The organism is Mesorhizobium sp. SEMIA396, from assembly GCF_024518615.1.
Classification (GTDB): Bacteria; Pseudomonadota; Alphaproteobacteria; order Rhizobiales; family Rhizobiaceae; genus Mesorhizobium.
In genome coordinates, this window is sequence record NZ_JANIFC010000007.1 from 52,767 (window position 1) to 77,927 (window position 25,161).

Genomic DNA, 25,161 nt, shown 5'->3' on the forward strand with positions numbered 1-25,161 from the left:
GAAACAAATTTTTGTCGCAGCACCTTACAGGCTGCGGGCGATCGCCGCTTGCCATGGCTGCCTTTACCCACAAGGTTTTTGTTCCCTTTTCGTTCTTATCCGCGTCGCTGCTTATTGTCAAGGAATGGCAGCAATGCCGAAGCCGATCATATGGGCCTGAAAAGACCGCTTGCCAAATCAATAAGTATGCACTTATGCTTTTGGCATGATCGAAGCAGAGATTTTTCGCGCACTGGCCGACCCGACGCGCCGCGCCGTCTTTGAGCGGCTGGCCGCCGGCGAGATGAGCGTGTCGGAATTGCGCACCGGGATGATGGTGTCGCAGCCCGCGGTGTCGCAGCATCTGGCGGTGCTGCGTGGCGCCGGGCTGGTGATCGAGCGGCGAGCCGGCCGCAACGCCTATTACCGCGCCGATCCGCAGGGGCTCGCCCCCTTGCTCTCCTGGATCGAACGCTACCGGACCTTCTGGCCGGAGCGCATCGAAAGGCTGAAGGCGGTTTTGAAGGACATGGATCAATGAAGAAGGCGGGATCAACGACCAACCACGGCCAAGGCGACGCCCCGGATGCGCTCGAGTTCGAGTACGAGCTTGCCGAGCCGCCGGAAAAGGTCTGGCGGGCCCTGACCATACCGGAATTGCTGGCCGCCTGGATGATGCCGAACGACATCAGCCCCGAGATCGGCAACCGTTTTGCCTTCGCCGGACCGGACACGCCGATCGAATGCGAAATCCTCGACGCCGAACCCGAGAAGCTGCTGCGCTATTCCTGGCGGGAGCAGCCGGGCGACGCAGCCAGGCAGGATCCGCTCGACAGCACCGTCACCTTCACACTTGCCCGAGCCGTATCCGGCGGCACGCATCTGCGTATCGTCCATGACGGCTTTGCCCGCAAGGCCATGCCTGCCGTCGCCATGGCAGGCGCCGGCTGCCGGGTTTCGCTCGGTGCGAACAGGTCATCTAAGCCAATCGCCGCAAACACGCCTCGCCTCCTGCTTCGCGCGGCCTGAAAACAAAACGGACGGAGAGAGACAATGAGCGGTGTTGCCAGTCTGGTGCCGATGGTCATCGAGCAATCGAGCCGCGGCGAACGTGCCTTCGACATCTTTTCGCGGCTGCTGCGCGAGCGCATCATCTTCATCAACGGCGAGATCAACGACGACATCTCGGCGCTGGTCTGCGCGCAGCTTTTGTCGCTGGAATCGGACAATCCCGACAAGGAGATCTCGCTCTACATCAACTCGCCGGGCGGCGTGGTGACCAGCGGCTTCGCCATCTACGATACGATGCAATATATCAGCTGCCCGGTGTCCACCGTATGCATGGGCTTTGCCGCCTCGATGGGCTCGTTCCTGCTGATGGCAGGCACACCGGGGCGCCGGATTTCCCTGCCGAATGCCACTATCCTGCTGCATCAGCCGCTGGGCGGGTTCCAGGGCCAGGCATCCGACATCCAGCGCCATGCCGAGCGCATCGGCCGGACGAAACGGCACATGGCCGAACTTTACGCGCAGCATTGCGGCCGCAGCTATGAAGAGGTGGAACGCACGCTCGACCGCGACCACTTCATGACCGCCCGCGAGGCCCAGTCCTGGGGCATCGTCGACCATGTTTTCGACACGCGAAAGAAAGCGGCGTAAGCCAGGGCCGGATCGGAGACCGTCCGGCAGGTAGTCGAAGATTTGACGATGCCGGTCTGGTTCCATCGGCGGCGCGCCACTATAGTCCTGGGATGACCGACACTCATCAGTCCAGATCATTGCACCGCGTCATCGCCGTTGCAGCGCTCGCCATTGCGAGCCTCATCAGCGGCGCGGCACTTGCCGACGACAGTTCGTCGTCGACGCAAAAAGGCGCCCTGCCCGGCGTGACCGGCGACTACCGCATCGCCAAGCCGGCTCCAGAGCCGGACGATGCGCTGCCAGCCGGCGAGAACGGCACATTCAAGATCGGCGATACCGATGTCAGGATTTCCGGCAGCATCACCGTCGATGTCGGCGCCGGCTCGTTCGGGCCGCCGCGCCACTGACAGCGCGTGTCGCGCTGCGCCTGTCGCCCACAAGACAATCCGCACATGAAAACGGCCCCGCCGTGCTTTGCGCAAACGGACGGGGCCTTTTTGGATCTCAAATCCAATTTTACCGGGAGTGTACTGCCGGCGTTTGATTTCGGATGCACCGCGGCATTCAGCCGACGATCCGACTAGTAGTCTCTGATTTTTACGAGAGATGGCAGGTCACGGTTTGCCGGCTGGCGAAAACGCTGAACCCTGGCACTTATGCCTGCCTCGGCTCCAGTGACAACTGGAACCCTAGGGGACGATCCGGTGGCGTCATAGCTCCGCTCCTCTGTCCGTTGCGATTGTTGTCAATTCGAAGCACAAATCGCAAATGCCTGCGGCGTCTCGCAGGCCGCCTTTGGGCGGCGAGGCCATCGAAAGACGGCCGTCTTCGTTGACTGCTGGAGACTGCTCCCGTCAGCTGGTGGCGTCAACCATCAATAGCCGGTTACCGAAAAATGTGATCGCCGGGAGGTTACGTGCAAGTCAGTTTTTGCACAGCTTTGTCAGGAGCGTGTTCGGCCTTTGTTCTTTCCGCTTGCCCGTTCACGCGAAAGACGCTTAAACGCTCTCGTCGGGAATTGTGGCGTATCTCGACGTGGCGGCAAAACTACCTACATAGGGGATGGCCGGGAAAACCCGCCATTCCAGGAAATTCCAGATTCTGAGGCGGCGACCGGCTATGGCCGACCATAAATATCTTTCCATTCGCGGGGCGCGCGAACACAATCTGAAGAATGTCGATCTCGACTTGCCGCGTGACAGCCTGATTGTCATGACCGGCCTGTCGGGGTCCGGCAAGTCATCGCTTGCCTTCGACACGATCTATGCCGAGGGCCAGCGCCGCTATGTCGAAAGCCTGTCGGCCTACGCGCGGCAATTCCTCGAAATGATGCAGAAACCCGACGTCGACCAGATCGACGGCCTGTCGCCCGCCATTTCCATCGAGCAGAAGACCACCTCGAAGAACCCGCGTTCGACGGTCGGCACCGTCACCGAGATCTACGACTATATGCGGCTGCTGTTCGCCCGCGTTGGCATCCCCTATTCGCCGGCCACCGGCCTGCCGATCGAGAGCCAGACGGTTTCGCAGATGGTCGACCGCGTGCTGGCGATCGAGGAAGGCACGCGCCTGTTCATCCTGGCGCCGATGGTGCGCGGCCGCAAAGGCGAGTACCGCAAGGAATTGCTGGAACTGCAGAAGAAGGGCTTTCAGCGCGTCAAGGTCGATGGCGTCTTCTACGAAATCGCCGACGTGCCGGCGCTGGACAAGAAGTACAAGCATGACCTCGACGTCGTTGTCGACCGCATCGTCGTGCGCGGCGATCTGGCGACGCGGCTTGCCGATTCCATCGAGACGGCGCTGAAATTGGCCGATGGGCTGGCGGTCGCCGAATTCGCAGACAAGCCGCTCGATGCCAGCCAGACCGGCGAGGATTCGGTCAACAAGTCGAAGAACGAGACGCATGAGCGCATCCTGTTCTCGGAAAAATTCGCTTGCCCGGTCTCCGGCTTCACCATTCCGGAAATCGAACCGCGGCTATTCTCGTTCAACAACCCGTTCGGCGCCTGCCCGACCTGTGACGGTCTCGGCAGCCAGCGCGCCATCGACGGCAATCTGATCGTGCCGGACGAGAACATCTCGCTGCGCGACGGCGCCGTCAGCCCGTGGGCGAAATCGACGTCCCCCTATTACGCGCAAACGCTGGAAGCGCTGGGCAAGGCCTATGGCTTCAAGCTTGGCGACAAGTTCAAGGATTTGTCCGAAGAGGCCAAGGAAGCTATCCTGCACGGCACGGGTGAGCGCGAAATCACCTTCCAGTATGATGACGGCCTGCGCTCCTACAAGACCACCAAGACCTTTGAAGGCGTCATTCCCAATCTCGAGCGGCGCTGGAAAGAGACCGAATCCGCCTGGATGCGTGAAGAGATCGAGCGCTTCATGTCGGCCACGCCCTGCCCGGCCTGCAAGGGGTATCGGCTGAAGCCGGAGTCGCTGGCGGTGAAGATCGCAGGCAGACATATCGGCGAAGTCACCGAGCTTTCCATCCGCAAGGCCGACCAGTGGTTCACCGACCTGCCCGCGTCGCTCAACGACAAGCAGAACGAGATCGCGGTGCGGGTGCTCAAGGAGATCCGCGAGCGGCTGCGCTTCCTCAACGATGTCGGGCTCGACTACCTGACGCTGTCGCGCAATTCCGGCACGCTGTCGGGCGGCGAGAGCCAGCGCATCCGGCTGGCATCGCAGATCGGCTCCGGTCTCACGGGCGTGCTCTATGTGCTGGACGAGCCGTCGATCGGCCTGCACCAGCGCGACAATGCCCGCCTGCTCGATACGCTGAAGCACCTGCGCGACATCGGCAACACGGTGATCGTCGTCGAGCATGACGAGGACGCCATCCTGCATGCCGACTATGTCGTCGACATGGGTCCGGCCGCCGGCATCCATGGCGGCGAAATCATCGCCCAGGGCACCCCGCAGCAGGTTATGGCCAATCCCAATTCGATCACCGGCAAATATCTGTCCGGCGCGCTCGAAGTGGCGACGCCCGGCGTGCGGCGTGAAGCGAAGAAGAACCGCCGCCTGAAGATCGTCGGCGCGCGCGGCAACAATCTGAAGAACGTCACCGCCGAAATACCGCTCGGCACCTTCACCGCCGTCACCGGCGTGTCGGGCGGCGGCAAGTCGACCTTCCTGATCGAAACCCTGTTCAAGGCTGCCTCGCGCCGCATCATGGGCTCGCGCGAGCACCCGGCCGACCACGACCGCATCGAGGGCCTCGAATTCCTCGACAAGGTCATCGACATCGACCAGTCGCCCATTGGCAGGACTCCGCGTTCGAACCCCGCCACCTATACCGGCGCCTTCACGCCAATCCGCGACTGGTTCGCCGGCCTGCCGGAGGCCAAAGCGCGCGGCTACCAGCCCGGCCGCTTCTCCTTCAACGTTAAGGGTGGCCGCTGCGAAGCCTGCCAGGGCGACGGCGTCATCAAGATCGAGATGCACTTTTTGCCCGACGTCTACGTCACCTGCGACGTCTGCCACGGCAAGCGTTACAACAGAGAGACGCTCGACGTCGTGTTCAAGGGCAAGTCGATCGCCGATGTGCTCGACATGACGGTCGAGGAAGGCGTCGACTTCTTCGCCGCCGTGCCCGGCGTGCGCGACAAGCTCGACACGCTGAAGCAGGTCGGCCTTGGCTACATCCATATCGGCCAGCAGGCGACGACGCTGTCAGGCGGCGAGGCGCAGCGCATCAAGCTGGCCAAGGAACTGTCGCGCAAGGCAACTGGCAAGACGCTCTATATCCTCGACGAGCCGACCACCGGCCTGCATTTCCACGACGTCGCCAAGCTGTTGGAAGTGCTGCATGAACTGGTCGACCAGGGCAACACGGTGGTGGTCATCGAGCACAATCTCGAAGTGATCAAGACCGCCGACTGGGTGCTCGACCTCGGCCCCGAAGGCGGCGACGGCGGCGGCGAACTGGTTGCCTCCGGCACGCCGGAAGCGATCGTGCGCGAGAAGCGCAGCTACACCGGCCAGTTCCTCAAGGAGCTTCTGGAGCGGCGCCCCGGAGGCAAGCGCGAAGCGGCGGAGTGATCGGACCGGTTGGCGCCTGGAGAGCTTTTGAATGAAAATCAGAAGAGCGCTTGCCGGTGATCTCCAAACCGTCGTCTCGCTGACGCAAGCGGCCTATGCGCCTTACACTGCACTGTTAGGCGCACCGCCGATCCCAGTCACCGAGGACTACGCGCCGCGCATCGCGCGTGGTGAGGTGTGGGTGTTGGAAAGTGGCGGCGGACTTGCCGGACTGATCACGCTGGAACGGCATGACGACCACGCGATGATCTTCTCCGTCGCGGTCTCTCCTGACTTTCAGGGCAAGGGCTTCGGCATTGCGCTGCTGAAACACGCGGATGAGCTGACCCGTCTCTGGGGCCTGCCCGAGGTGCGGCTTTACACCAACGCCAGGATGGAACGGAACATCGCGCTCTATCTGGCCTATGGTTTCCACGAAACGGGTCGCCGGCCCAATCCCTACCGGCCGGGATGGGTGCTGGTCGACATGGCGAAATCGGTCCACGAGAGCACAGCGGCCTGATTTCTGAACTTGGGAGGATGACAATGAGCACATCGGGAACGATCCGCGCCGGCATGGGCGGCTGGACCTTTGAGCCTTGGGATACGTCCTTCTATCCCGACAAGCTCTCCAAGGCCAAGCAGCTGAACTACGCCACTCGCCAGGTGCCGAGCATCGAGGTCAACGGCACTTACTATTCCAGCTTCAAGGAACCGACCTTCGTCAAATGGGCCAACGAGGCGCCGGACGGTTTCGTGTACTCGCTAAAGGGCAACCGCTTCGTCACCAACCGGCGCGTGCTGGGCGAGGCCGGCGAATCGATGACGCGCTTCCTCGGCTCGGGCGTTGCCGCACTCGGGGAAAAGCTCGGGCCGATCCTGTGGCAGTTCGCGCCGACCAAGAAATTCGATCCGGACGATTTCGAAGCCTTTTTGAAACTGCTGCCGGAAAAGCAGGACGGCGTTGCGCTGCGCCATGCGCTCGAAGTCCGCAACGACAGTTTTGTCGTGCCGGAATTCGCAGCACTTGCCCGAAAATACAAGGCCGCGATCGTCTACGCCGACCATGCCAAATATCCCGATATCGCCGACGTCACCGCCGATTTCGTCTACGCCCGGCTGCAGACCGGCAGCGATGACAATCCCGACTGCTACACGCCGAAAGGCCTCGATGAATGGGCCGCGCGGGTAAAGATCTGGGCGCAAGGCAAGCAGCCGGCCGACCTGCGGCGCGCCGACCCCGCCACCGATGCGCCGGTCAAGCCGCGCGACGTGTTCGTCTACTTCATCACGGAGGGCAAGGTGCGCGCGCCGTTCGGCGCCATGGCACTGATGAAGCGGGTGGACCAGGATCTGTCGGTGCCCTGACGCTGCGGAATCATGGCATCTTCGCCATCGTCGTAACCTTATCGATACCTCCTTGCTGCATGAATCCAGCTGAACCAGTCGCAAATCTGGGCCGCCGCGGGCAAGGACGAGGGGCATGTCGCTCGACTACACTTCACTTCTGCTGGCTGTCGGTTTTTCCGCTGCCTGCCTGAGCCTGACCTTGTTTGGCATGTGGCTGACCGCTCGCTCGGAAAAGTTCCTGCTGACATGGGCGGTCAGCCTGGTGTTCGTGGTCGGCGATATTTTTTTCTATGACGCCTATATCGATATGCCCGGGCGCCTGCTGGGCATCGCCACGCTGGCTTTCCTCCTGCTCGGTTTCTCGACAATGCTGGGCGCGGCCTACCAGTTCAGAACCGGCGGCTCGCCAGTGCCGCGAACGGCGTTTGGCAGCGCCATTTCACTGGCCGTGACATTGCCTCCCATGGCTCTAGGCTATGACGGGCTGGGCTTCATGTTCGAAAATGCCTTCGCCGCCTTGCTTCTGTTCGCAACGGCGGTCGAATACTGGAAAGGCCGCGACGAAGCCCCTGCCCTGACAACCGGTATCACCGCGCTCTATTCGGCCACGGCCGCATCCTTCGCTCTCTGCGCCATGGTTTTGGCCTGGGAGGGAAAGCTGGTCCTTGGACATGCGCCAAGCAACTGGGCCGAGGAACTGAGCCTCATCATCGTTATCGCCAGCATGACCGGCATCGGAGCGCTTTCCCTGGCCCTGAACCAAGGGCGTCTGGCCCGGCATCACCGCCACAATGCCCTGACCGACCCGCTGACCGGCCTGCTCAACCGCCGCGCCCTATTCGACCTGCACGGCGATGCGCCGGTCGGTGCCTTCACGGCGGTGGTCGTCTTCGACCTCGACAACTTCAAGGCCATCAACGACGAATTCGGCCACGCCGCCGGCGATGAGGTGCTGAAGGTATTTGCACGGGAACTCGCCAGCAATCTTCGCCCGGGTGATGTCGCCGCGCGCATGGGCGGCGAGGAATTCGCGCTGGTGCTGAAGCGGACCTTGCCCGAAACGGTGGAGGCCACCGCCGAGGCCATCCGGGCAGCTTTCGCCGCGCACCACATCGAAACCGAGACAGGCTCGCTGATATGCACGGTCAGTGCCGGATTTGCTTTCGGCACCAAGGAAGGCCTCGGCTTCGACAAGGTGCTCAATGCCGCCGACAAGGCGCTCTACGACGCCAAGCGCGCCGGCCGCAACCGCGTCACCGCTTCTCCGTTCAAGCGCGCAGGCTGATCGCGTGTGTCAACACCGGCCTCTGATCGTGGCGAGACGAATGCAGCTCCTAGGCCGCCATGACAATCTCATTGAAGGTATCGAGATCGACATAGAAGACCTTGGTGATCTCCTCGATCAGATCGTCGTAATCGCAGCCCTGTGATCTCAAGATGTTGATGGCAGCGATGATATCGACACGTTCGATAAGCCGCCGCTTCTGGTAATCCTCGACGTAACGTTCCATGGCTGTCCCTTAGCCTGTGTGCCCAAACGCGTTTGAACGACAGAGATCGCAGGAGGGAAGCTAGGCAGCCTTGCTTGCGTGAAACTTGCCCGGCATTGGCCGTGCTCCTCGATCTGCGATAAACCAGACTGGTACGGAAGCGGCCGACTCACAAAAGCCTAGGAAAAGACTAGCACGCAGTTGCCGATGCACCAGAGAGGCTGGTGCAGGGCCGGAGAAATACTGGACTTGCCAAGGACTTCGGATCGTCAACTGAAGTGCGTTGGCGATTCTAGACCGTCAGGAACTTCCTGACATCAGCACGGTCCAGATCTTCCGCCGGACCGGTATGGACGATCACGCCACGGTCCATGATGTTGACCTCGTCGGCCAACTCGCGACAGAAATCGAGATATTGTTCGACCAGAAGCACGGCGATGCCGGCCTGGTCACGCAGGTAGCGGATGGCGCGGCCGATGTCCTTGATGATCGACGGCTGGATGCCCTCGGTCGGCTCGTCGAGCACCAGCAGTTTCGGCCGCATCACCAGCGCCCGTCCGATGGCGAGCTGCTGCTGCTGGCCGCCGGAAAGATCACCGCCGCGGCGGCCGAGCATCTGCTTCAGCACCGGGAACAATTCGAAGACATGCGCCGGAATGTTGCGGTCGGCCCGTTTCAGCGGCGCGAAGCCTGATTCCAGGTTCTCCCGCACGGTGAGCAGCGGAAAGACCTCCCTGCCCTGCGGTACGAATGCGATGCCCGACCGGGCGCGGTCATACGCCGCGCTCCGGTCGAGCGCCTTCCCCTCGAAGGCAACGCTTCCGCTCGTCAGCCGGTGGTGGCCGACGATCGATCTCATCAAACTGGTCTTGCCGACGCCGTTGCGGCCGAGCACGCAGGTGATCTTGCCGGCGCCCGCCTTCAGCGACACGCCGCGCAGCGCCTGGGCGGCGCCGTAGTGCAGCGTGGCATTGGAAACTTCGAGCATGTCAGCGCCTTTTCCAGAACCGCAGAAACGACAGATCGAAATGATGGAACTGCACCCGCCAGACCATGCTCATCTCCCCAGATAGACTTCGACGACACGCTCGTCGGCCGACACGAAATCGAGTGTGCCTTCCGAGAGCACCGAGCCCTCATGCAGGCAGGTGACCTTGACGCCGAGCTCGCGCACGAAATGCATGTCATGCTCGACGACGATGACCGAATGGTCGCGGGCGATATCCTTGAGCAGCCGCGCGGTCTCCTCGGTCTCGGCATCGGTCATGCCGGCGACCGGTTCGTCGACCAGAAGCAGTTTCGGGTCCTGCGCCAGGAGCATGCCGATCTCGAGCCACTGCTTTTGTCCATGGCTCAGATTGGCCGCCAATTCGTCACGCTTGTCGCCAAGCCGGATGATGCCGAGAATGTCATCGATCTGCCGCGTCTCGGCGGTCGAGCGGCGATGGAACAGCGCCGGGAAGATCGAGCGCGGTCCCTTCAGCGCCAACATCAGGTTTTCCTCGATCGTGTGGCTTTCGAACACGGTCGGCTTCTGAAACTTGCGGCCGATGCCCATCATGGCGATTTCGGCCTCGTCATGCTTGGTCAGATCGACCTGGCCGTCGAAGAACACGTCGCCTTCGTCGGGCCGCGTCTTGCCGGTGACGATGTCCATCATCGTCGTCTTGCCGGCGCCGTTGGGGCCGATGATGGCGCGCATCTCACCCTTGTCGAGCACCAGCGACAGATTGTTGATGGCGCGAAAACCATCGAAGGAGACCGAGACGCCGTCGAGATAAAGGATCGTGTTCGACTTTGACATGGTCGCTCACTCCGCCGGCTGCGGTTCGGGGTTGCTGGCTGACCAGTCGCCGGGCTTTCTCGCCTCGCTGCGAACGATTTTCGCCGGCGGCGGAACGTCGGGGTCGCTGCCGGCTTCCTCGGCAATCGAAGCTGCCCGCAACGCCTTGGCGTTGCCGCGCCAACTGTCCCACATGCCGATGATGCCTTTGGGCAGCAAAAGCGTGACGGCGACGAACAGCCCGCCCAGTGCAAACAGCCAGAACTCCGGCAGCACGCCGGTGAACCAGGATTTGCCGGCGTTGACCAGCAGCGCACCGATGATCGGTCCGACGATGGTGCCGCGCCCGCCGACAGCCGCCCAGACGACGACTTCAATCGAATTGGCCGGCTCGAACTCGCCCGGATTGATGATGCCGACCTGCGGCACGTAGAGCGCGCCGGCTATGCCGGCCATGACAGCCGAGACGGTGAAGGCGAACAGTTTCACGTTCTCGGCCCGCCAGCCGAGGAAGCGCGTGCGGCTCTCGGCATCGCGCACCGCCATCAGGAGCTTGCCGTATTTGGAGCCGACGATCGCCCAGGTGACGAACACGGCAAGCGCGAGCATCACGGCGCTGGCCGCGAACAGCGCCGAACGCGTCGCGTCGGCCTGCACGTTGAAGCCGAGAATATCCTTGAAATCGGTCAGGCCGTTGTTGCCGCCGAACCCCATGTCGTTGCGAAAAAAGGCAAGCAGCAGCGCGTAGGTCATCGCCTGGGTGATGATCGAGAGATAAACGCCGGTGACGCGGCTGCGGAAGGCGAACCAGCCAAAGACGAAAGCGAGCAGGCCGGGCACCGCGAGCACCATGAGGCCGGCGAACCAGAAATGGTCGAAACCGTACCAGAACCAGGGCAATTCCTTGTAGTTCAGGAACACCATGAAGTCGGGCAAGATGGGATTGCCGTAAACGCCGCGCGAACCGATCTGCCGCATCAGATACATGCCCATCGCATAGCCGCCGAGCGCGAAGAAGGCGCCGTGACCGAGCGAGAGGATGCCGCAATAGCCCCAGACCAGGTCAAGCGCCAAGGCGAGCAGCGCATAGCAGAGATATTTGCCGGTGAGCGCGACGATGTAGGAAGGGACGTAGAAGGCGCTGGTGGGAGACACCGCAAGGTTGAGCAGCGGCACAAGGACGGCCACCGCCAGCAGGATGAAGATCGTGATGGCGATGCGGCGGTCCGCGCCGGCGGCAAAGAAGCGTCCCGTGATCATGCTTCCACCGCCCTGCCCTTGAGCGCGAATAGGCCGCGCGGGCGCTTCTGGATGAACAGGATGATCAGCACCAGCACGACGATCTTGCCGAGCACCGCGCCCGCATAGGGCTCGAGGAACTTGTTGACGATGCCGAGCGAGAAGGCGCCGACCAGCGTGCCCCACAGATTGCCGACGCCGCCGAAGACGACGACCATGAAGCTGTCGATGATGTAGCCGCGACCGAGATTGGGCGAGACGTTGTCGATCTGGCTGAGCGCGACGCCGGCAATGCCTGCAATGCCGGAGCCGAGCGCGAAGGTCAGCGCGTCTACCCATGGCGTCCTGATGCCCATCGAGGCGGCCATGCGCCGGTTGGCGGTGACGGCGCGCATCTGCAGGCCCCAGGGCGTGCGCTTCATCACGTAGAGCAGGATGCCGAAGACAGCGAGCGCGAAAACCAGGATCCACAGCCGGTTCCAGGTGATCGCCAACTGGCCGAGATTGAACGAGCCCGACATCCAGGATGGGTTGCCGACCTCCTGGTTGGTCGGCCCGAAGATCGAGCGCACGGCCTGTTGCAGGATCAGCGAGACGCCCCATGTCGCCAGCAGCGTTTCAAGCGGCCGGCCATAGAGGAAACGGATGACGCCGCGCTCGATGATCAGGCCAACCAGGGCCGCAACGAGGAAGGCGAGCGGCAGCGCAATGACCAGCGACCAGTCGAACAGGCCGGGAAAGGAGGTGCGGATCACCTGCTGGACGACGAAGGTCGTGTAGGCGCCGAGCATGACCATCTCGCCATGCGCCATGTTGATGACGCCCATGACGCCGAAGGTGATGGCAAGGCCGATTGCCGCCAGCAGCAGCACCGAGCCCAGCGAGATGCCGTACCAGATGTTCTGCCCGGCATCCCAGAAGGCCAGCGTCGAATTGATGTTGGCGATTGCGGTCGTCGCCGCTTGCTTGACCGCGTCGGTGGAATTCGCCTCGACCGAGGTGAGCAGGGAAACCGCATCGCGGTCGCCACGCGCGCCGATCAGGGCAATTGCAGCGAGCTTGTCGGCTTCAGGCCGGTCGGAGACCAGAACGGAGGCGGCACGAGCCTGTTCGAGCAGCGCCTTGACGCTGGCCACGGTCTCACTGGCGATTGCCGTGTCGAGCGGTCCGATGTTTGCGGCGTCGGGCGTCTTGAACATGGTGTCTGCGGCGGCAACACGCACGGCCGGGTCCTTGGCGCCGAGCGTCAGCGTGCCCAACGCATCGCGTATGACGCGACGCAGCGTGTTGTTGACCTTGATCTTGGTGATGCCGTCCTTGGCCGCCTCGCCCGACGCCTCGCCGCTCAACGGGTCGGAAAGCTGGACGCTTTCGCCCGCTTCCTTGCCGACAAACACAAGGGAATCAGCCTTGCGGACATACAGGTTGCCGTCGGCAAGTGCCGCAAGCGGCCGCTCTACCGCCGGATCGCCGGCGGCCGCCAGTTCGTGGACGACGGCCCCGATCTCGGAAAAGCCCTTGGCCGTGGCGAATTTGGCGATGATGCCGCGCAGATCGGCTTCGCCGGCGCCGGAGGACGACAGCGTCGCCAGCAGGAACAACAGCATCAAACCCGTGCGGATCAAGATCATCGGTCTCTGGTAACCCCTGAAGGTTGAAGTGGGCGTCCGGACGGCGGAGGAAGCCGTCCGGACGCGCGCGGTCATGGGCATGGACCTGAAGGTCCAGCCCGGGGAGGATCAGTTCGTGCCCTTGCCGCCGCACTTGCCGGTGGCAACATTGAAGTTGCCGCAGGACAGAGGCGCGCGCCAATCGGAGATCAGGTCCTTGGAATCAGGCAGATAGTCGGACCACTCGTCACCCATCACCAGGCCCGGCGTGCGCGACACGGTTTCGAACTGGCCGTCGGCCTGGATTTCGCCGATCAGCACCGGCTTGGTGATGTGGTGGTTCGGCATCATCGTCGAATAGCCGCCGGTCAGGTTCGGCACCGACACGCCGATCATGGCGTCGATGACCTTGTCCGGATCGGTGGTGCCGGCCTTCTCGACCGCCTTCACCCACATGTTGAAGCCGATATAATGGGCTTCCATCGGATCGTTGGTGGTGCGCTTGTCGTTCTTGATGAACTTGTGCCAGTCGGCGATGAACTTCTTGTTCTCGGGCGTGTCGACGCTCTCGAAATAGTTCCAGGCGGCGAGATGGCCGACCAGCGGCGCGGTGTCGAGACCGGCTAGCTCTTCCTCGCCGACCGAGAAGGCCATGACCGGGATGTCCTCGGCCTTGATGCCCTGGTTGCCGAGTTCCTTGTAGAACGGCACGTTGGCGTCGCCGTTGACGGTCGAGACGACGGCGGTCTTCTTGCCGGCCGAACCGAACTTCTTGATCGCCGAAACTTCGGTCTGCCAGTCGGAGAAGCCGAACGGCGTGTAATTGACCATGATGTCTTCAGCCGCCACGCCCTTGGCCTTCAGATAGGCCTCGAGGATCTTGTTGGTGGTGCGCGGATAGACGTAGTCGGTGCCTTCCAGCACCCAGCGCTTCACCGAACCACCGTCCTCGCTCATCAGATAGTCGACAGCCGGGATGGCCTGCTGGTTCGGCGCCGCACCGGTGTAGAACACGTTGCGCTCGCTTTCCTCGCCCTCATACTGGACGGGGTAGAACAGGATATTGTCGAGTTCCGAGAACACCGGCAGCACCGATTTACGCGACACCGAGGTCCAGCAGCCGAACACCGCCGCGACCTTGTCCTTGGAGATCAGTTCGCGCGCTTTTTCGGCAAACAGCGGCCAGTTGGAAGCCGGATCGACGACGACCGCCTCGAGCTTCTTGCCGAGCAGACCACCCTTGGCGTTCTGCTCGTCGATGAGCATCAGCATGGCGTCCTTCAGCGTCGTCTCCGAAATCGCCATGGTCCCCGACAGCGAATGGAGAATGCCGACCTTGATCGTGTCGTCGGCGGCCTTGACCGGAGCGGACGTCAACAGGCCGGCGGCGACCACACCAGCCGAAAACATTTTTGTTATTGTCGAGAAATTACCCCTCATATTACAGACTCCCAAGCTAGTTGATTGCACCGCAACACTACAAAGCAACCCCCATGCCAACCGCTCTGGCAATCCCGAAAGGGCACAAATAAATTATAGATATCAGCACCTTGGAATATAGGGCTTACAAAACAAAGAGAGGTGGCCAGAAATCGATTGAGGGAATTTTGCGCAGCTTGCGCAGCCTCTGCCTATTTTTCGATCATTTACCAAATCTGCCTAGATTTTGAACTCACCCGTGCCTCAGGCGACCGATGTTGCGGCGCGGTGCAAAAATAGGGCAAGCTCGCTCTTCAAGCGAGCGACGTCATGGTTTCAGGTATTTCACGTATTTTCATCGGCATACTGCTTCTGGCTGCAGCAACCGTGGCCGCGCGAGCCGATTTCAGCGACGGCAAGATGCCTGACGGCGCCTATCATTGCGAAGTGTACCTGCTTGGCATGTTCCTCAGCCTCGGCGACATCACCATCAAGGGGAACGTCTACAGCGGCCCCGTCTACGCCAGCCTCGGCGTCTTCGGCACCGCGCGGCAGGGCTACAACTACCAAATGGACGCAAACGGCGTGATCTCGTGGCTGGGGCCGCTGGGCGGATATACCGCCGGCGGCAATTCACTGTCGCTGACCCAGGCGACGCTGGACGGCGAAACAGTGCCCTCCTTCGACATCATCATGAAGCAGCCCGACGGCGCCTTCACCGCCTCGACCTGCACCAAGCAGTGAGGCGGCAAGAAAAAGGCGCGGAACCTTGCGGGTTCCGCGCCAGCAGTCCGTCGGGAGGATGTGACTAGATCGTCTTGGCCGACATCTGCGCCGCGATGTAGTCGGCCTGGCGGATCGCGAGCGACACGATCGTCAGGGTCGGGTTTTCGGCGGCACCGGTGGTGAACTGGCTGCCATCGGACACGAACAGGTTCTTGATGTCGTGCGCCTGGCCGTGCTTGTTGACGACGCCGTCTTCCGCTTTCTCGCTCATCCGGTTGGTGCCGAGATTGTGGGTCGACGGATAGGGCGGCGTCGGGAAGGTGCGGGTGGCGCCGACCGCATCATAGAGTGCCGTAGCCTGCTTGTAGGCGTGGTTACGCATCGCGGTGTCGTTCGGATGGTCGTCGAAATGCACGTCGGCGATCGGCATGCCGTGCGCGTCCTTCTCGTCGGCATGCAGCGCGATGCGGTTCTCCGCGCGCGGCATGTCCTCACCGACGATCCAAAGGCCGGCCATGTGGTCGTAGTGATCGAGTGCTGTGGTGAACGAGCGCCCCCATGCGCCCGGATCAAGAAACGCTGCCATGAACGGCAGGCCGAGCGACAGCGTCTCGAACTCGTAGCCACCAACGAAACCGCGCGATGGATCATGCCGCGCCTCGTCGCGGATGATGCCGGCCATGGTCGTGCCGCGATACATGTGCACCGGTCTGTCGAAGATGGCATAGACCGAGCCGGTGGTGTGACGCATGTAGTTCTTGCCGACCTGACCCGACGAGTTGGCAAGCCCATCGGGGAATTTCCCCGACGCCGAATTGAGCAGCAGCCGCGGGCTCTCGATCGAATTGCCGGCAACCGCGACGATGCGCGCCTTCTGCTCCTGCAGCTTGCCGTCTTTGTCGGCGTAGACAACGCCGGTCACCTTTCCGCTGGCGTCATGGTTGATCTTGATCGCCATGGCATTCGGCCTGACTTCGAGATGGCCTGTCGCCTCTCCCTTGGGTATCTCGGTGTAGAGCGTCGACCATTTGGCGCCCCATTTACAGCCCTGGAAGCAGAAGCCGGTCTGCTGGCAGGACATGCGGTCGTCGCGATCGACCGAGTTGATCGCCATGTTGCCGGTGTGGCATTCCTTGTAGCCGAGCTTGTCGGCGCCGGCCTTCAACACCTTGAAATTGTTGTTGCCCGGCAGCCGCGGCCAGTCATTGGTGCCGGTGACGCCCATCTTGGCTTCAGCCTTGGCATAGTAGGGCTCCATCTCGGCCAGCGTGATCGGCCAATCGAGCAGGTTGGCGCCTTCCAGTTTGCCGTAGGTCGACAGCCCCTTGAACTCATGCTCCTGGAAGCGCAGCGAAGCTCCGGCCCAATGCGTGGTCGAACCGCCGACCGACTTGACGATCCAGGCCGGCAGGTTGGGAAAATCCTTGGCCACACGCCAGTCGCCGGACGTGGTGCGCTTGTCGGTCCAGGCGAGCTGGCTGAACGAACCCCACTCGTCATTGATGAAGTCTTCGTATTCGTGGCGCGCGCCGGCTTCCAGGATGACGACGTCGACACCCTTCTGGGCGAGTTCGTTGCCGAGCGTGCCGCCGCCGGCGCCCGAGCCGATGATGACGACCACGCCATCGTTGTTCAGATCAAATGAAGCTGCCATGGTTTCCTCCCATGATTTCTGTTTGCGGGTTCAGGAGCGACGGGGCTCAGAGCCACTCGATGTCGTCGAAACCGCGCGCGATGTAGCCGCCCTTGGAATAGGACTCGCCCTCGTAACCGAAGATCGGCCACACCTCTTTCTGGTTGTAGAGGCTGACCACGAGGCCACCCCGAATGGCCTGGAAGAACGGCGTCGCCTCGATTTGCTTCAGCACGGCGACGCGCTGGTCCTCCCAGCCAAGGCCGCGGTAGCCGCCGTCACCGGACTTCTTGTCGAGGTCGGCGATGCCATCTTCGAGCATAGTCTTGTAGGCGGCGTCCTTGCCGGCCTGTTCGTCGTGGCCTTTCACGGCAATGGCGTAATATTTGTCCGGAACCTGATCGTGCGGATAGATGTCACGCGCCATCTGGATCAGCGTCGCCATGGTTTCGGGCTTGAGTGCCGATGTCTCCAGTCCCCAGGCATGCTCGGGGCTGATGACGGCGCTGCCTGAGATGACGAGCAGCGCGCCGATGCCGCCCCGTTTAAGAAGCTCTCGACGGGACAGCCCAGGCTTCGCGTCATAGATCGTGACCATTTTATTCCTCCCTGCTTGCTATGTGCGCTCTCTTCAGAACGCCGTTGCTGGCGCGCTGCCCCCGTCAGGGGACGGCTGCGATGTCTCCTATTGGAAGCGACCTCCGCGTTGCAGAACCTCGATCTTGTAGCCGTCGGGATCCTCGATGAAGAAAAAGCGGGCGATCAGCGATCCGTCGCGGTTGAACTCGACGATTTTCTTCGGGTTGAGCCCTAGCGCGCCGAGACGATCATGTTCGCCGTCGAGATCGACGACCGAGACCGCCAGATGGCCGTAGCCGTCGCCGAGCCCGTAAGGCTCCTGCCGATCCTTGTTCACGGTCAGTTCGAGCTCGAACCCTGCCTCGGCATTGCTGAGGTAAATGAGCGTGAATGTCTCGAAATCCAGCCTGTCGGCGACATCGAGCCCGAAGGCGTTTCTGTAGAAATCGAGCGATCGGGCTTCGTCGAGAACCCGGATCATACTGTGGATCGCCTTGGCCAAATCAGTCTCCGTTCTGGTGTGGAGGCGATTATGCGCGGCACGGACAAAAGGTGGTGGCAGCCGGTTACCACGCCCGCAGCCGCGAACGGGACGAAAGTCCGATTGCCGGACCGGCAATTTTGCCCGAGAATGCATGTGGGGACAGGTCAAGCAGTATCAAACTGCACGCCCGTCCACCCAAGACCAACAATCATGGGAGGTTTGTCGGATGTGCAGGGTGTTTGCGGGCCAGGATCCCGAAGGCTATCGCCAGATCAACCGGTCGATTCGCATCGACGGCCACTCGACCAGCATCCAGCTCGAAGCGACATTCTGGGCTTTGCTGGACGAAATCGCCGAAAACCAGGATTTGACGACGCCGAAATTCATCTCCAAGCTCTATGACGAAGCCATCGAGATCAACGGCGCCATCCCGAACTTTGCGTCGATGCTGCGCACCACCTGCGCGCTCTATCTGCGGGGCCATCGGCCGGGAATGGATGAGCAGATGGTGCCGAAGCGGGAGGCTGCTTAGCGCATTGCGCTCAGCTGAGTTCTTGCGCGAGCCCGATGAGAAGCCCTCCAGGCCCTCGAATGTAACATAGCCGATACACGTCTTTATACTGGACGACTTAGCCTTCGAGCCGCGCACCGCGATTGCGGAGCCTTTCAAGCGTCCCGTCAATGTCGTCCACGGTGAACATGACGCGGAGGTAGCCCAGGGCGTTAACCGGGGCGTTGCGGTGATCGGCGACGACAGGCGGCGTGAGGAAACGGGACAGTTCGAGCCGGCTGTGGCCGTCCGGCGTCCGCATCATGGCAATCTCGACGCGCTGATCGCCCAGTCCAGTGACACGTCCGGCCCATTCCCCTTCGATCATGGCCCGCCCTTCGAGCTCAAGGCCGAGCTCGCCAAAAAAACCAATCGTCTCTTCGAGGTCATCGACGACGATTCCTATGTTGTCCATCCGTTTGAGCGCCATGTGTTCAGTCTATAAGGCGTCGTCCAGGCCGTAAACTCCTTAGGCTGCTTGCCAGCTGAGCAAGGGCGATCAGGTCCTGATTCATGGCTGATGGCACGATGCTGTTTCTATCGGTCCAGCATCCGGGCAGGTAGGCCGGATGCTTGGCGGGATCGTGGCCCGGCAATTCTAGCGTTGCGCAGGGCAGTTCCGAAACATTGGCCCGGCTCGTCCTTGCCGGCAGTCAGGCCGTGCATACGGCTGATGCGCCGACAACGCCCGCCATGCCGTCCCTGGCCTGGCGCCTGAAGGACCAGGAGGTCGCCGACGTCCTGACCTATGTGCGCGCCAGTTGGGGCAACGCCGCCCCGGCGGTCGCCTCCGACGATGTGGCAGCCGTGCGCAAGCAATTGCTCCCGTAACTCGGCTAGCTCTCGGCTGCGACAGCGAGCGCCAGACGGCTCATGTCGGTGAAAAGCGCCTGGCGCTCGGAATAGTCGGTCTGTTCGCCGGTCTCGATGTTGTCGACCACGACACACATCGACAGCGCACGCGCTCCGAAATGCTCCGATATGCGATAGAGCGCGCTGGTTTCCATATCCACGGCCAGGGCTCCTTGCGCCCGCGCAACGGCAAAACGGGCGCGCCCCTCCGGGTGATAGAAGATGTCGCTGCACACCGTCAGGCCGGCATGATGGTCGATGCCGAATTCTACCGCCTTGGCCAGTGACGATGCGAGGAGCGCCGGGTCGGGGCCAGCGGGTCCATAAAGGCCGAAAACCTGGCCGCTCTGGGCGCTTTCCGCCTGCGCCGATTGCGAGATGACAAGGCTGCGCAGTTTTGCCTTTGCGGTCAGGCTGCCGCAGGTGCCGGTGCGGATCAACGTCCGGGCGCCATAATGGTCCAGCAGTTCATGCGCATAGATCAGAAACGATGAAACGCCGATGCCCGTCGCCTGGATGCTGACGGGTTTGCCGCCAAACAGCCCGGTGAAGCCAAGTGCGCCGCGGCGGCGATTGATGCAGCGCGGCGCTTCCAGGAACGTTTGCGCCATCCACTCGGCGCGCTGCGGGTCACCCGGTAACAAAACCGTGTCGGCGTAGTCGTCCTTGTCCGCTTCGTTGTGCGGCGTCACCAGTTGCTCCCCCTAAGCCTTCCAGCCGTTTCACCCGCAATCATGGCGTTGTCACGGCGTTGTGCAAGATGGAACATGGGAAAGGCTCTAAGACTCCAGCACGTCCTTGACGATCGTCGCCAGTTGCTTGAGCGAAAACGGCTTGGGCAGAAAGCCGAAATGCGCATCTGCCGGGAGGTTTCTGGCGAATGCGTCCTCGGCGTAGCCGGACACGAAGACGAACTTGATGTCCGGCTGGCGCTTGCGCAATTCACCAAGCAGTGTCGGTCCGTCCATTTCCGGCATGACCACGTCGGAAACGACGATATCGACCTTGCCGCCCAGTGCCTCGAACACTTCCAGCGCCTCGACGCCCGACGATGCCTCGTGCACGGTGTAGCCACGCGAGGTCAGCGCCCGCATGCCGCCCATGCGCACGGCATCCTCGTCCTCGACGAGCAGCACCGTGGCCGAGCCCGACAGATCCTTGGCCGGATCGGCGACCTTTGTCGGCGCCGCCGGCGCATCGCCGGGCTCGCCTGCTTTTTTCGCTTCGGCGATGTGACGCGGCAGGAAAATGCGGAAGGTCGAGCCTTTGCCGACTTCGGAATCGCAAAAGATGAAGCCGCCGGTCTGCTTGATGATGCCGTAGACCATCGACAGGCCAAGGCCGGTGCCCTTGCCGACTTCCTTGGTGGTGAAGAAAGGCTCGAAAATCTTCTTCAGCACGTCGGGCGCGATGCCGCTGCCGGTGTCCTCGACTTCGACCACGACATAGTCCGCCGGGGCGAGTTCGCGGTAGGAAAAGGCCTTGCACTCCTCGGCGGTCACATTGCGGGTGCGCACGGTGAGATCGCCGCCCGCCGGCATTGCGTCGCGCGCGTTGACCGCAAGGTTGACGACCACCTGCTCGAACTGCCCGATATCGACCTTGACCGGCCACAGGTCGCGGCCATGGTCGACCTTCAGCTTGATGTCGTTGCCGACCAGGCGGGCGAGCAGCATCCTGAGATCGGCGAGCACGTCGGTCAGGTTGAGCACTTCCGGCCGCAATGTCTGCTTGCGTGAGAAGGCCAGAAGCTGCCGCACCAGCGAAGCCGCCCGGTTGGCGTTCTGCTTGATGTTCATGATGTCGGGGAAGGAGGGGTCCGACGGACGGTGGTTGGTCAACAAAAGGTCGGACGCCATGATGATGGCGGTCAGCACATTGTTGAAATCATGCGCGATGCCGCCGGCAAGCTGGCCGACCGCCTGCATCTTCTGGCTCTGCGCCATCTGCCCTTCGAGCGCCTTCTGCTCCGTCGTCTCGACGGCGTAGACGATGGCCGACTCCTCGGCGCCCTCGCCACCGGTGCCGTCGGCGACGGCGTTGACGTAGAAGCGGATGTGCCGTTCGTCGTTGCCGGGCAAAAGCGTGTCGATCGGCTCGATGTCGGCCTGCCGCTGCTGCGCTTTCTCGAAGGCAGCCGCGAAGGCCGGCCGGTCGCGTTCGTGGATCACCGTGTCGAGCCTTACGCGACGGTCGACGGCGTCGCGATCGACGACAGACGAAAACAGCGACAGGAACGGCGCATTGGTGCGCAGGATGCGCCCATTGTGGTCGACGCCGGCGATCGCCATCGGTGTCGAGTTGAAGAAGCGGGTGAAGCGCACTTCCGAAGCCCGCAAATCGGCAGAGGCATCCTCGCCTTGCGTGCGGTTGAGCACGATCGTGCGTGTCGGCCCGTTCAATCCTTCGCGGCTGGCCGAAACACGGTGCATGAAGCGCACCGGCAGCGCTTCGCCCGTCGTGGTCGTCAGGTCGAGATCGATCACCGCGTTGCGTGTGGTGCCGGGGTCGGCCTTGACCGAGCGGACCAGCGCCATGCCGTCGCCGGCCACGATCTCCGACAGAGACACGGCGCCGGGCGTGAAGCTGGTGAGGTCGATGCCCAGCCATTCGGCGAGCGTGGCGTTGATATAGGTGACGCGGCCCTCCTGGTCGGCCGAAAAGAAGCCGGCCGGCGCGTGGTCGAGGTGATCGATCGCCTTCTGCAGGTCGAGGAAGAAGCGCTCCTGCTCGGCCCGCTCCTGCGAGATGTCGGCAAGCTGCCAGGCCAGCATCGGCAGCCGCTGGCCTGGAACGCTGAAGGCGCGGGCGCGGGCCCGGTACCAGCGGGCGCCAGGCTCGGCACCGGGCCGAATGGACTGTGCGAGCCTAAACTCGCCGTCGCCCGACTGGCCGTCGCGCAGGCCGGACGCCAGGCGATAGATCGTCACCGAGGCTTCGGGGACATCCGAGAGCAATCCCTCGACGGTCTTCAGGTCGGCAGCGGACGATGCTCCGGTCATATCCGCATAGGCGCGATTGGCGTAGACGACGCGGCCCTTGGTGTCGGTGACGAGAAGCCCCTGCGACATCGAATCGACGAAGGATTTCGACAGTTCGTCGCCTGTCGAGCGTGGCGTGACCTGCACGAAGCCGATCGCCGTCGCGAACAGGAAGCCGACGCCGATCATCGCCAGCACGCCGAGCATGCCGAGCAGGAAAGGATCGCCGAGGCGCTCGCGGAAAAGCCCGAAGACGATCGCCGCCCCCGTCAGAACGACGATGAAAATGATAAGCCGGGTGACCGCGCCGGGTCGCGTATTCTGGTCGACGATCGGTACCGGATAGAAATCGCCGCGCGCTTCCTTGGCCATGTGCCCCCTGCTCGTGAATTCCGGTGTTCCGACACCCGCCCCTAGCGGGTTGAATCACATTCTCCTAGTCCGGAAAAGGCCTGGGCGGCAAATGTCGGATAAAAATGATGTCTTCCGGGCTTCGGAGTTTTTCTAGCTGTTCACCGGCGTGAAACGCAACTTGCGGTGGCCCGCTGCAACGGTCTAGTGTCTCGTCACTTCCAAGGGCGATCAGGGGAACCCAATGCAATGGCTCGATAGCGTGGCAGGTCCCGGTTATGCCGCAGCATTGTTGTGGACGTTTGCAGCGCTTGTCCTGCTGGTCATCGTTCTCGTCATCATAAAGCTGGTGCGCAACCTGACATTCGGAACCTTCGTCGCCGGTGGCCGGAACCGCAAGACGCGACTGGCCGTCATGGATGCCACCGCCGTCGACAGCCATCGCAGGTTGGTGCTGATACGCCGTGACGATATCGAGCACCTGCTTCTGATCGGCGGCCCGACTGACGTCGTCGTCGAGCGCGATATCCGACTTTCGGCGCTACGCCGGCCGGCATTGACTGGAGACGGTGGCTTGCAGCCGGTCCCGGCCACCGCGGCCCCGGCAGCAACAAGGCCACGTCCGCCGCAACCCGCTCCGCCGCCGGCGAGACAGGCACCCGCTCCACAGCCGGTGAACACGACGCCCGCCCGCCCGCGTCCAACAGCGCCGCCGGCACCTGCAACGAAGCCGGCAACGCAAAGCTATCAGCCGACCAATGTCACGCCGTTGCCGGCCTACGGCTCCGCCAATGCCAACACCGCCCGGCACGCCCCGCCACCACCGCAGCCGGTGCAGGACAGCATCGACGACACGCTGATGAGGGAGCTCGAAGTGTCGCTGGACCAGCCCCGTTCGGGCGGCCCGGTGGGCAAGCCGGCGGCGCCGCAGTCGCTCGACGACGAGATGACCAAGCTTCTCGGCGAACTCTCCAGTCAGAAGAGATGAGCGGCGGCCGGGTCGCTATCCCGCGAAACATCGTCGCCGGTCCGCTGCCGAACCACCTCGTCCAAGCGCCAAATATCAAGGGTTTGCGGCCTTCGCGCGCCTCAGAGCGGTGGATGCCGCACCAATAGAAATGGCCGGAAAACCGGCCATTTTCAGGATCGAGTTCGTTCGGGACAGCCGGCCGTGCGCCGCCGGCCTTGACCTTCAGTCGTCGCGATAGACTTTTTCGCGGCGCTCATGCCGCTCCTGCGCTTCGATCGACAATGTCGCGATCGGACGCGCATCGAGCCGCTTCAGCGCGATCGGCTCGCCGGTCTCTTCGCAATAGCCGTAAGTGCCTTCGTCGATGCGCTGCAGGGCGGAGTCGATCTTTGCAATGAGCTTGCGCTGACGGTCACGGGCCCTGAGTTCGATGGCACGGTCGGTTTCCGAAGAGGCGCGGTCGGCCAGATCGGGGTGGTTGGCGTTTTCTTGCTGCAGGATTTCCAGTGTTTCGCGCGCTTCGCGCAATATGTCATTCTTCCAGGTGACGAGCTTTGAGCGGAAGTAGGATTTCTGCCGCTCGTTCATGAACGGCTCGTCTTCGGAGGGTACGTAATCGGCGGTAACGATGTCGTTCATTCGACTCACCCAAACTGCCCCAAATTTGGCGCCTATATATTCGTCGTCCGACGCCTGCACAAGCGCAATCGGCCGCTGTTTCACGCAATTGTTAAAGTATCCCGCCACGGGTCTTTGCAGCCGCGTACGGTCGCTTTGGTACAAACTCCGCCGAGACACTTTGGATCCGGTGGCACATGCTTTCCGAGATCGGCCGTGATCCCGGGGCGATACGCAAGCGCCTTTGCAGCAAGCAGCATTGGGTGATTCGCTGTGTTTGAAGAGCACGGGCATTGTGCGCAACGCCGTTCTCGTGGCTAATCCCGGGAGGCTTCGGCATTCGGAGGTTGGGTGAGCAGGCTTTATCTGTTGCGACATGCAAAGGCTGGCTGGGCACTGCCCGGCATGCGGGATTTCGATCGCCCGCTCGACGCGTCCGGCCGTTCCGATGCCGAAATGATGGGCGCCGCCATGCGCTCCCGCCTCTATGTTCCGGACCGCACACTCTGCTCCAATGCCAAACGCGCCAAGGAGACGCTGGAAGGCCTGGCCGGCCAGACCGACACCGGCCGGGTCTTGTTCTTCGACGCGCTCTACAGCGCGGACGCGGCCGGTTACCTCCACCTTATCCGCGACAATGGCGGATCGGGCTCATTGCTGGTCATTGGCCACAACCCGATGATGGAAGACCTCACCATGGCAGTTTCGGGCGACGGCGACGAAACCGCGCGGGCCACGCTGAACCACGGGTTTCCGACCGCAGGCCTGGCGGTCGTCCGCTTCGACGGCGATCTTGCCAGCGCCGCTCAAGGCGCCGGCTATCTCGAAGCGTTCCTGACGCCGGCCGATCTCTGAAGCCATTTCAAAGCCTGGTTGTAGAGCCTAT

At 62.4% G+C, this 25,161-nt stretch carries 25 protein-coding genes and 1 pseudogene; 13 read left to right on the top strand and 13 right to left on the bottom strand.

The annotated features are described in order from the left end of the window. Window positions 1-205: 205 nt before the first annotated feature. The 8 genes from NP503_RS17740 (at window position 206) to NP503_RS17775 (ending at window position 8,275) form a co-directional block, all read left to right on the top strand. Complete coding sequence (locus tag NP503_RS17740) at window positions 206-520, top strand: helix-turn-helix transcriptional regulator (RefSeq protein WP_127270743.1); 315 nt, start codon at window positions 206-208, stop codon at window positions 518-520. Next, a complete protein-coding gene (locus NP503_RS17745; RefSeq protein ID WP_127270741.1) occupies window positions 517-1,008 on the top strand; it encodes an SRPBCC domain-containing protein in 492 nt (163 codons plus the stop codon). Before NP503_RS17740 ends, NP503_RS17745 begins: the two co-directional genes overlap by 4 nt. A 24-nt stretch (window positions 1,009-1,032) precedes the next feature. Continuing rightward, window positions 1,033-1,638, top strand: a complete 606-nt coding sequence (locus NP503_RS17750; protein WP_127270740.1) for an ATP-dependent Clp protease proteolytic subunit — start codon at window positions 1,033-1,035, stop codon at window positions 1,636-1,638. 92 nt (window positions 1,639-1,730) lie between these two features. Further along, window positions 1,731-2,027, top strand: coding sequence for a hypothetical protein (locus NP503_RS17755; protein WP_127270738.1), 297 nt, complete (start codon window positions 1,731-1,733; stop codon window positions 2,025-2,027). A gap of 712 nt (window positions 2,028-2,739) precedes the next feature. Continuing rightward, a complete protein-coding gene (gene uvrA, locus NP503_RS17760) occupies window positions 2,740-5,661 on the top strand; it encodes an excinuclease ABC subunit UvrA (RefSeq protein ID WP_127271296.1) in 2,922 nt (973 codons plus the stop codon). Window positions 5,662-5,692: 31 nt separating this feature from the next. Further along, a complete protein-coding gene (locus NP503_RS17765; protein WP_127270122.1) occupies window positions 5,693-6,163 on the top strand; it encodes a GNAT family N-acetyltransferase in 471 nt (156 codons plus the stop codon). A gap of 23 nt (window positions 6,164-6,186) precedes the next feature. Further along, on the top strand, window positions 6,187-7,008 hold the full coding sequence (locus NP503_RS17770) for a DUF72 domain-containing protein (protein ID WP_127270120.1): 822 nt from the start codon (window positions 6,187-6,189) through the stop codon (window positions 7,006-7,008). A 115-nt stretch (window positions 7,009-7,123) separates the two neighbouring features. Further along, entirely contained in the window at window positions 7,124-8,275 is a 1,152-nt protein-coding gene (locus NP503_RS17775) for a GGDEF domain-containing protein (protein ID WP_127270118.1), read from the top strand. 49 nt (window positions 8,276-8,324) lie between these two features. On the opposite strand, the gene NP503_RS17780 is transcribed toward NP503_RS17775, so the two are convergent. From NP503_RS17780 to urtA, 6 genes are all read right to left on the bottom strand, one after another. Further along, the gene (locus tag NP503_RS17780) at window positions 8,325-8,501 is read right to left on the bottom strand and encodes a hypothetical protein (protein WP_081738697.1); all 177 of its coding nucleotides are present in this window, start codon (window positions 8,499-8,501) and stop codon (window positions 8,325-8,327) included. A gap of 271 nt (window positions 8,502-8,772) precedes the next feature. Then, on the bottom strand, window positions 8,773-9,468 hold the full coding sequence (gene urtE / locus NP503_RS17785; protein WP_023813006.1) for an urea ABC transporter ATP-binding subunit UrtE: 696 nt from the start codon (window positions 9,466-9,468) through the stop codon (window positions 8,773-8,775). 69 nt (window positions 9,469-9,537) lie between these two features. Further along, window positions 9,538-10,284, bottom strand: coding sequence for an urea ABC transporter ATP-binding protein UrtD (urtD, locus tag NP503_RS17790; protein WP_127271299.1), 747 nt, complete (start codon window positions 10,282-10,284; stop codon window positions 9,538-9,540). A gap of 6 nt (window positions 10,285-10,290) precedes the next feature. Then, window positions 10,291-11,523 (bottom strand): urea ABC transporter permease subunit UrtC, encoded by a 1,233-nt coding sequence (urtC, locus tag NP503_RS17795; protein ID WP_127271080.1) that lies wholly within the window; start codon window positions 11,521-11,523, stop codon window positions 10,291-10,293. Continuing rightward, complete coding sequence (gene urtB, locus NP503_RS17800; protein ID WP_127271301.1) at window positions 11,520-13,133, bottom strand: urea ABC transporter permease subunit UrtB; 1,614 nt, start codon at window positions 13,131-13,133, stop codon at window positions 11,520-11,522. Before urtB ends, urtC begins: the two co-directional genes overlap by 4 nt. Before the next feature lie 108 nt (window positions 13,134-13,241). After that, on the bottom strand, window positions 13,242-14,552 hold the full coding sequence (gene urtA / locus NP503_RS17805) for an urea ABC transporter substrate-binding protein (RefSeq protein WP_027036733.1): 1,311 nt from the start codon (window positions 14,550-14,552) through the stop codon (window positions 13,242-13,244). Window positions 14,553-14,861: 309 nt separating this feature from the next. On the opposite strand from urtA, the gene NP503_RS17810 reads away from it, so the two are divergent. Beyond that, the gene (locus tag NP503_RS17810; RefSeq protein WP_127268965.1) at window positions 14,862-15,275 is read left to right on the top strand and encodes a hypothetical protein; all 414 of its coding nucleotides are present in this window, start codon (window positions 14,862-14,864) and stop codon (window positions 15,273-15,275) included. Window positions 15,276-15,339: 64 nt separating this feature from the next. On the opposite strand, the gene NP503_RS17815 is transcribed toward NP503_RS17810, so the two are convergent. The 3 genes from NP503_RS17815 to NP503_RS17825 all read right to left on the bottom strand — a co-directional run bounded on the left by NP503_RS17815 (window position 15,340) and on the right by NP503_RS17825 (window position 17,971). Further along, window positions 15,340-16,911, bottom strand: coding sequence for a GMC family oxidoreductase (locus tag NP503_RS17815; RefSeq protein WP_127268966.1), 1,572 nt, complete (start codon window positions 16,909-16,911; stop codon window positions 15,340-15,342). A gap of 46 nt (window positions 16,912-16,957) precedes the next feature. Next, on the bottom strand, window positions 16,958-17,488 hold the full coding sequence (locus NP503_RS17820) for a gluconate 2-dehydrogenase subunit 3 family protein (RefSeq protein WP_127268967.1): 531 nt from the start codon (window positions 17,486-17,488) through the stop codon (window positions 16,958-16,960). An 87-nt stretch (window positions 17,489-17,575) separates the two neighbouring features. Continuing rightward, window positions 17,576-17,971, bottom strand: coding sequence for a VOC family protein (locus NP503_RS17825; protein WP_127271303.1), 396 nt, complete (start codon window positions 17,969-17,971; stop codon window positions 17,576-17,578). A gap of 208 nt (window positions 17,972-18,179) precedes the next feature. Between NP503_RS17825 and NP503_RS17830 the strand changes: the two genes are divergently transcribed. Then, a complete protein-coding gene (locus NP503_RS17830) occupies window positions 18,180-18,485 on the top strand; it encodes a ribbon-helix-helix domain-containing protein (protein ID WP_127268969.1) in 306 nt (101 codons plus the stop codon). Window positions 18,486-18,495: 10 nt separating this feature from the next. Here NP503_RS17830 and NP503_RS17835 read toward each other — a convergent pair. Further along, window positions 18,496-18,933 (bottom strand): annotated as a pseudogene (locus NP503_RS17835) (VOC family protein). Between the two features lie 230 nt (window positions 18,934-19,163). Between NP503_RS17835 and NP503_RS17840 the strand changes: the two are divergent. Next, entirely contained in the window at window positions 19,164-19,334 is a 171-nt protein-coding gene (locus tag NP503_RS17840; protein ID WP_236382813.1) for a hypothetical protein, read from the top strand. A 5-nt stretch (window positions 19,335-19,339) separates the two neighbouring features. On the opposite strand, the gene NP503_RS17845 is transcribed toward NP503_RS17840, so the two are convergent. Both NP503_RS17845 and cckA read right to left on the bottom strand, forming a co-directional pair. Then, window positions 19,340-20,047: a purine-nucleoside phosphorylase gene (locus NP503_RS17845; protein ID WP_127271305.1), complete on the bottom strand. Its 708-nt coding sequence runs from the start codon at window positions 20,045-20,047 to the stop codon at window positions 19,340-19,342. 87 nt (window positions 20,048-20,134) lie between these two features. Continuing rightward, window positions 20,135-22,708, bottom strand: coding sequence for a cell cycle histidine kinase CckA (cckA, locus tag NP503_RS17850; RefSeq protein ID WP_127271307.1), 2,574 nt, complete (start codon window positions 22,706-22,708; stop codon window positions 20,135-20,137). Between the two features lie 223 nt (window positions 22,709-22,931). On the opposite strand from cckA, the gene NP503_RS17855 reads away from it, so the two are divergent. Continuing rightward, window positions 22,932-23,675, top strand: coding sequence for a flagellar biosynthetic protein FliO (locus NP503_RS17855; protein WP_127271309.1), 744 nt, complete (start codon window positions 22,932-22,934; stop codon window positions 23,673-23,675). 204 nt (window positions 23,676-23,879) lie between these two features. Here NP503_RS17855 and dksA read toward each other — a convergent pair whose 3' ends face one another. Further along, window positions 23,880-24,296: an RNA polymerase-binding protein DksA gene (dksA, locus tag NP503_RS17860; protein WP_013531862.1), complete on the bottom strand. Its 417-nt coding sequence runs from the start codon at window positions 24,294-24,296 to the stop codon at window positions 23,880-23,882. Between the two features lie 330 nt (window positions 24,297-24,626). On the opposite strand from dksA, the gene NP503_RS17865 reads away from it, so the two are divergent. Further along, a complete protein-coding gene (locus NP503_RS17865) occupies window positions 24,627-25,130 on the top strand; it encodes a histidine phosphatase family protein (protein WP_127270625.1) in 504 nt (167 codons plus the stop codon). Window positions 25,131-25,161 lie beyond the last annotated feature (31 nt).

Excerpts from the sequence above, each read along its gene's own strand:
- NP503_RS17740 (WP_127270743.1), top strand. The coding sequence starts at position 206 with ATGATCGAAGCAGAGATTTTTCGCGCACTGGCCGACCCGACGCGCCGC.
- NP503_RS17745 (WP_127270741.1), top strand. The coding sequence starts at position 517 with ATGAAGAAGGCGGGATCAACGACCAACCACGGCCAAGGCGACGCCCCG.
- NP503_RS17750 (WP_127270740.1), top strand. The coding sequence starts at position 1,033 with ATGAGCGGTGTTGCCAGTCTGGTGCCGATGGTCATCGAGCAATCGAGC.
- NP503_RS17755 (WP_127270738.1), top strand. The coding sequence starts at position 1,731 with ATGACCGACACTCATCAGTCCAGATCATTGCACCGCGTCATCGCCGTT.
- uvrA (WP_127271296.1), top strand. The coding sequence starts at position 2,740 with ATGGCCGACCATAAATATCTTTCCATTCGCGGGGCGCGCGAACACAAT.
- NP503_RS17765 (WP_127270122.1), top strand. The coding sequence starts at position 5,693 with ATGAAAATCAGAAGAGCGCTTGCCGGTGATCTCCAAACCGTCGTCTCG.
- NP503_RS17770 (WP_127270120.1), top strand. The coding sequence starts at position 6,187 with ATGAGCACATCGGGAACGATCCGCGCCGGCATGGGCGGCTGGACCTTT.
- NP503_RS17775 (WP_127270118.1), top strand. The coding sequence starts at position 7,124 with ATGTCGCTCGACTACACTTCACTTCTGCTGGCTGTCGGTTTTTCCGCT.
- NP503_RS17780 (WP_081738697.1), bottom strand. The coding sequence starts at position 8,501 with ATGGAACGTTACGTCGAGGATTACCAGAAGCGGCGGCTTATCGAACGT.
- urtE (WP_023813006.1), bottom strand. The coding sequence starts at position 9,468 with ATGCTCGAAGTTTCCAATGCCACGCTGCACTACGGCGCCGCCCAGGCG.
- urtD (WP_127271299.1), bottom strand. The coding sequence starts at position 10,284 with ATGTCAAAGTCGAACACGATCCTTTATCTCGACGGCGTCTCGGTCTCC.
- urtC (WP_127271080.1), bottom strand. The coding sequence starts at position 11,523 with ATGATCACGGGACGCTTCTTTGCCGCCGGCGCGGACCGCCGCATCGCC.
- urtB (WP_127271301.1), bottom strand. The coding sequence starts at position 13,133 with ATGATCTTGATCCGCACGGGTTTGATGCTGTTGTTCCTGCTGGCGACG.
- urtA (WP_027036733.1), bottom strand. The coding sequence starts at position 14,552 with ATGAGGGGTAATTTCTCGACAATAACAAAAATGTTTTCGGCTGGTGTG.
- NP503_RS17810 (WP_127268965.1), top strand. The coding sequence starts at position 14,862 with ATGGTTTCAGGTATTTCACGTATTTTCATCGGCATACTGCTTCTGGCT.
- NP503_RS17815 (WP_127268966.1), bottom strand. The coding sequence starts at position 16,911 with ATGGCAGCTTCATTTGATCTGAACAACGATGGCGTGGTCGTCATCATC.
- NP503_RS17820 (WP_127268967.1), bottom strand. The coding sequence starts at position 17,488 with ATGGTCACGATCTATGACGCGAAGCCTGGGCTGTCCCGTCGAGAGCTT.
- NP503_RS17830 (WP_127268969.1), top strand. The coding sequence starts at position 18,180 with ATGTGCAGGGTGTTTGCGGGCCAGGATCCCGAAGGCTATCGCCAGATC.
- cckA (WP_127271307.1), bottom strand. The coding sequence starts at position 22,708 with ATGGCCAAGGAAGCGCGCGGCGATTTCTATCCGGTACCGATCGTCGAC.
- NP503_RS17855 (WP_127271309.1), top strand. The coding sequence starts at position 22,932 with ATGCAATGGCTCGATAGCGTGGCAGGTCCCGGTTATGCCGCAGCATTG.
- dksA (WP_013531862.1), bottom strand. The coding sequence starts at position 24,296 with ATGAACGACATCGTTACCGCCGATTACGTACCCTCCGAAGACGAGCCG.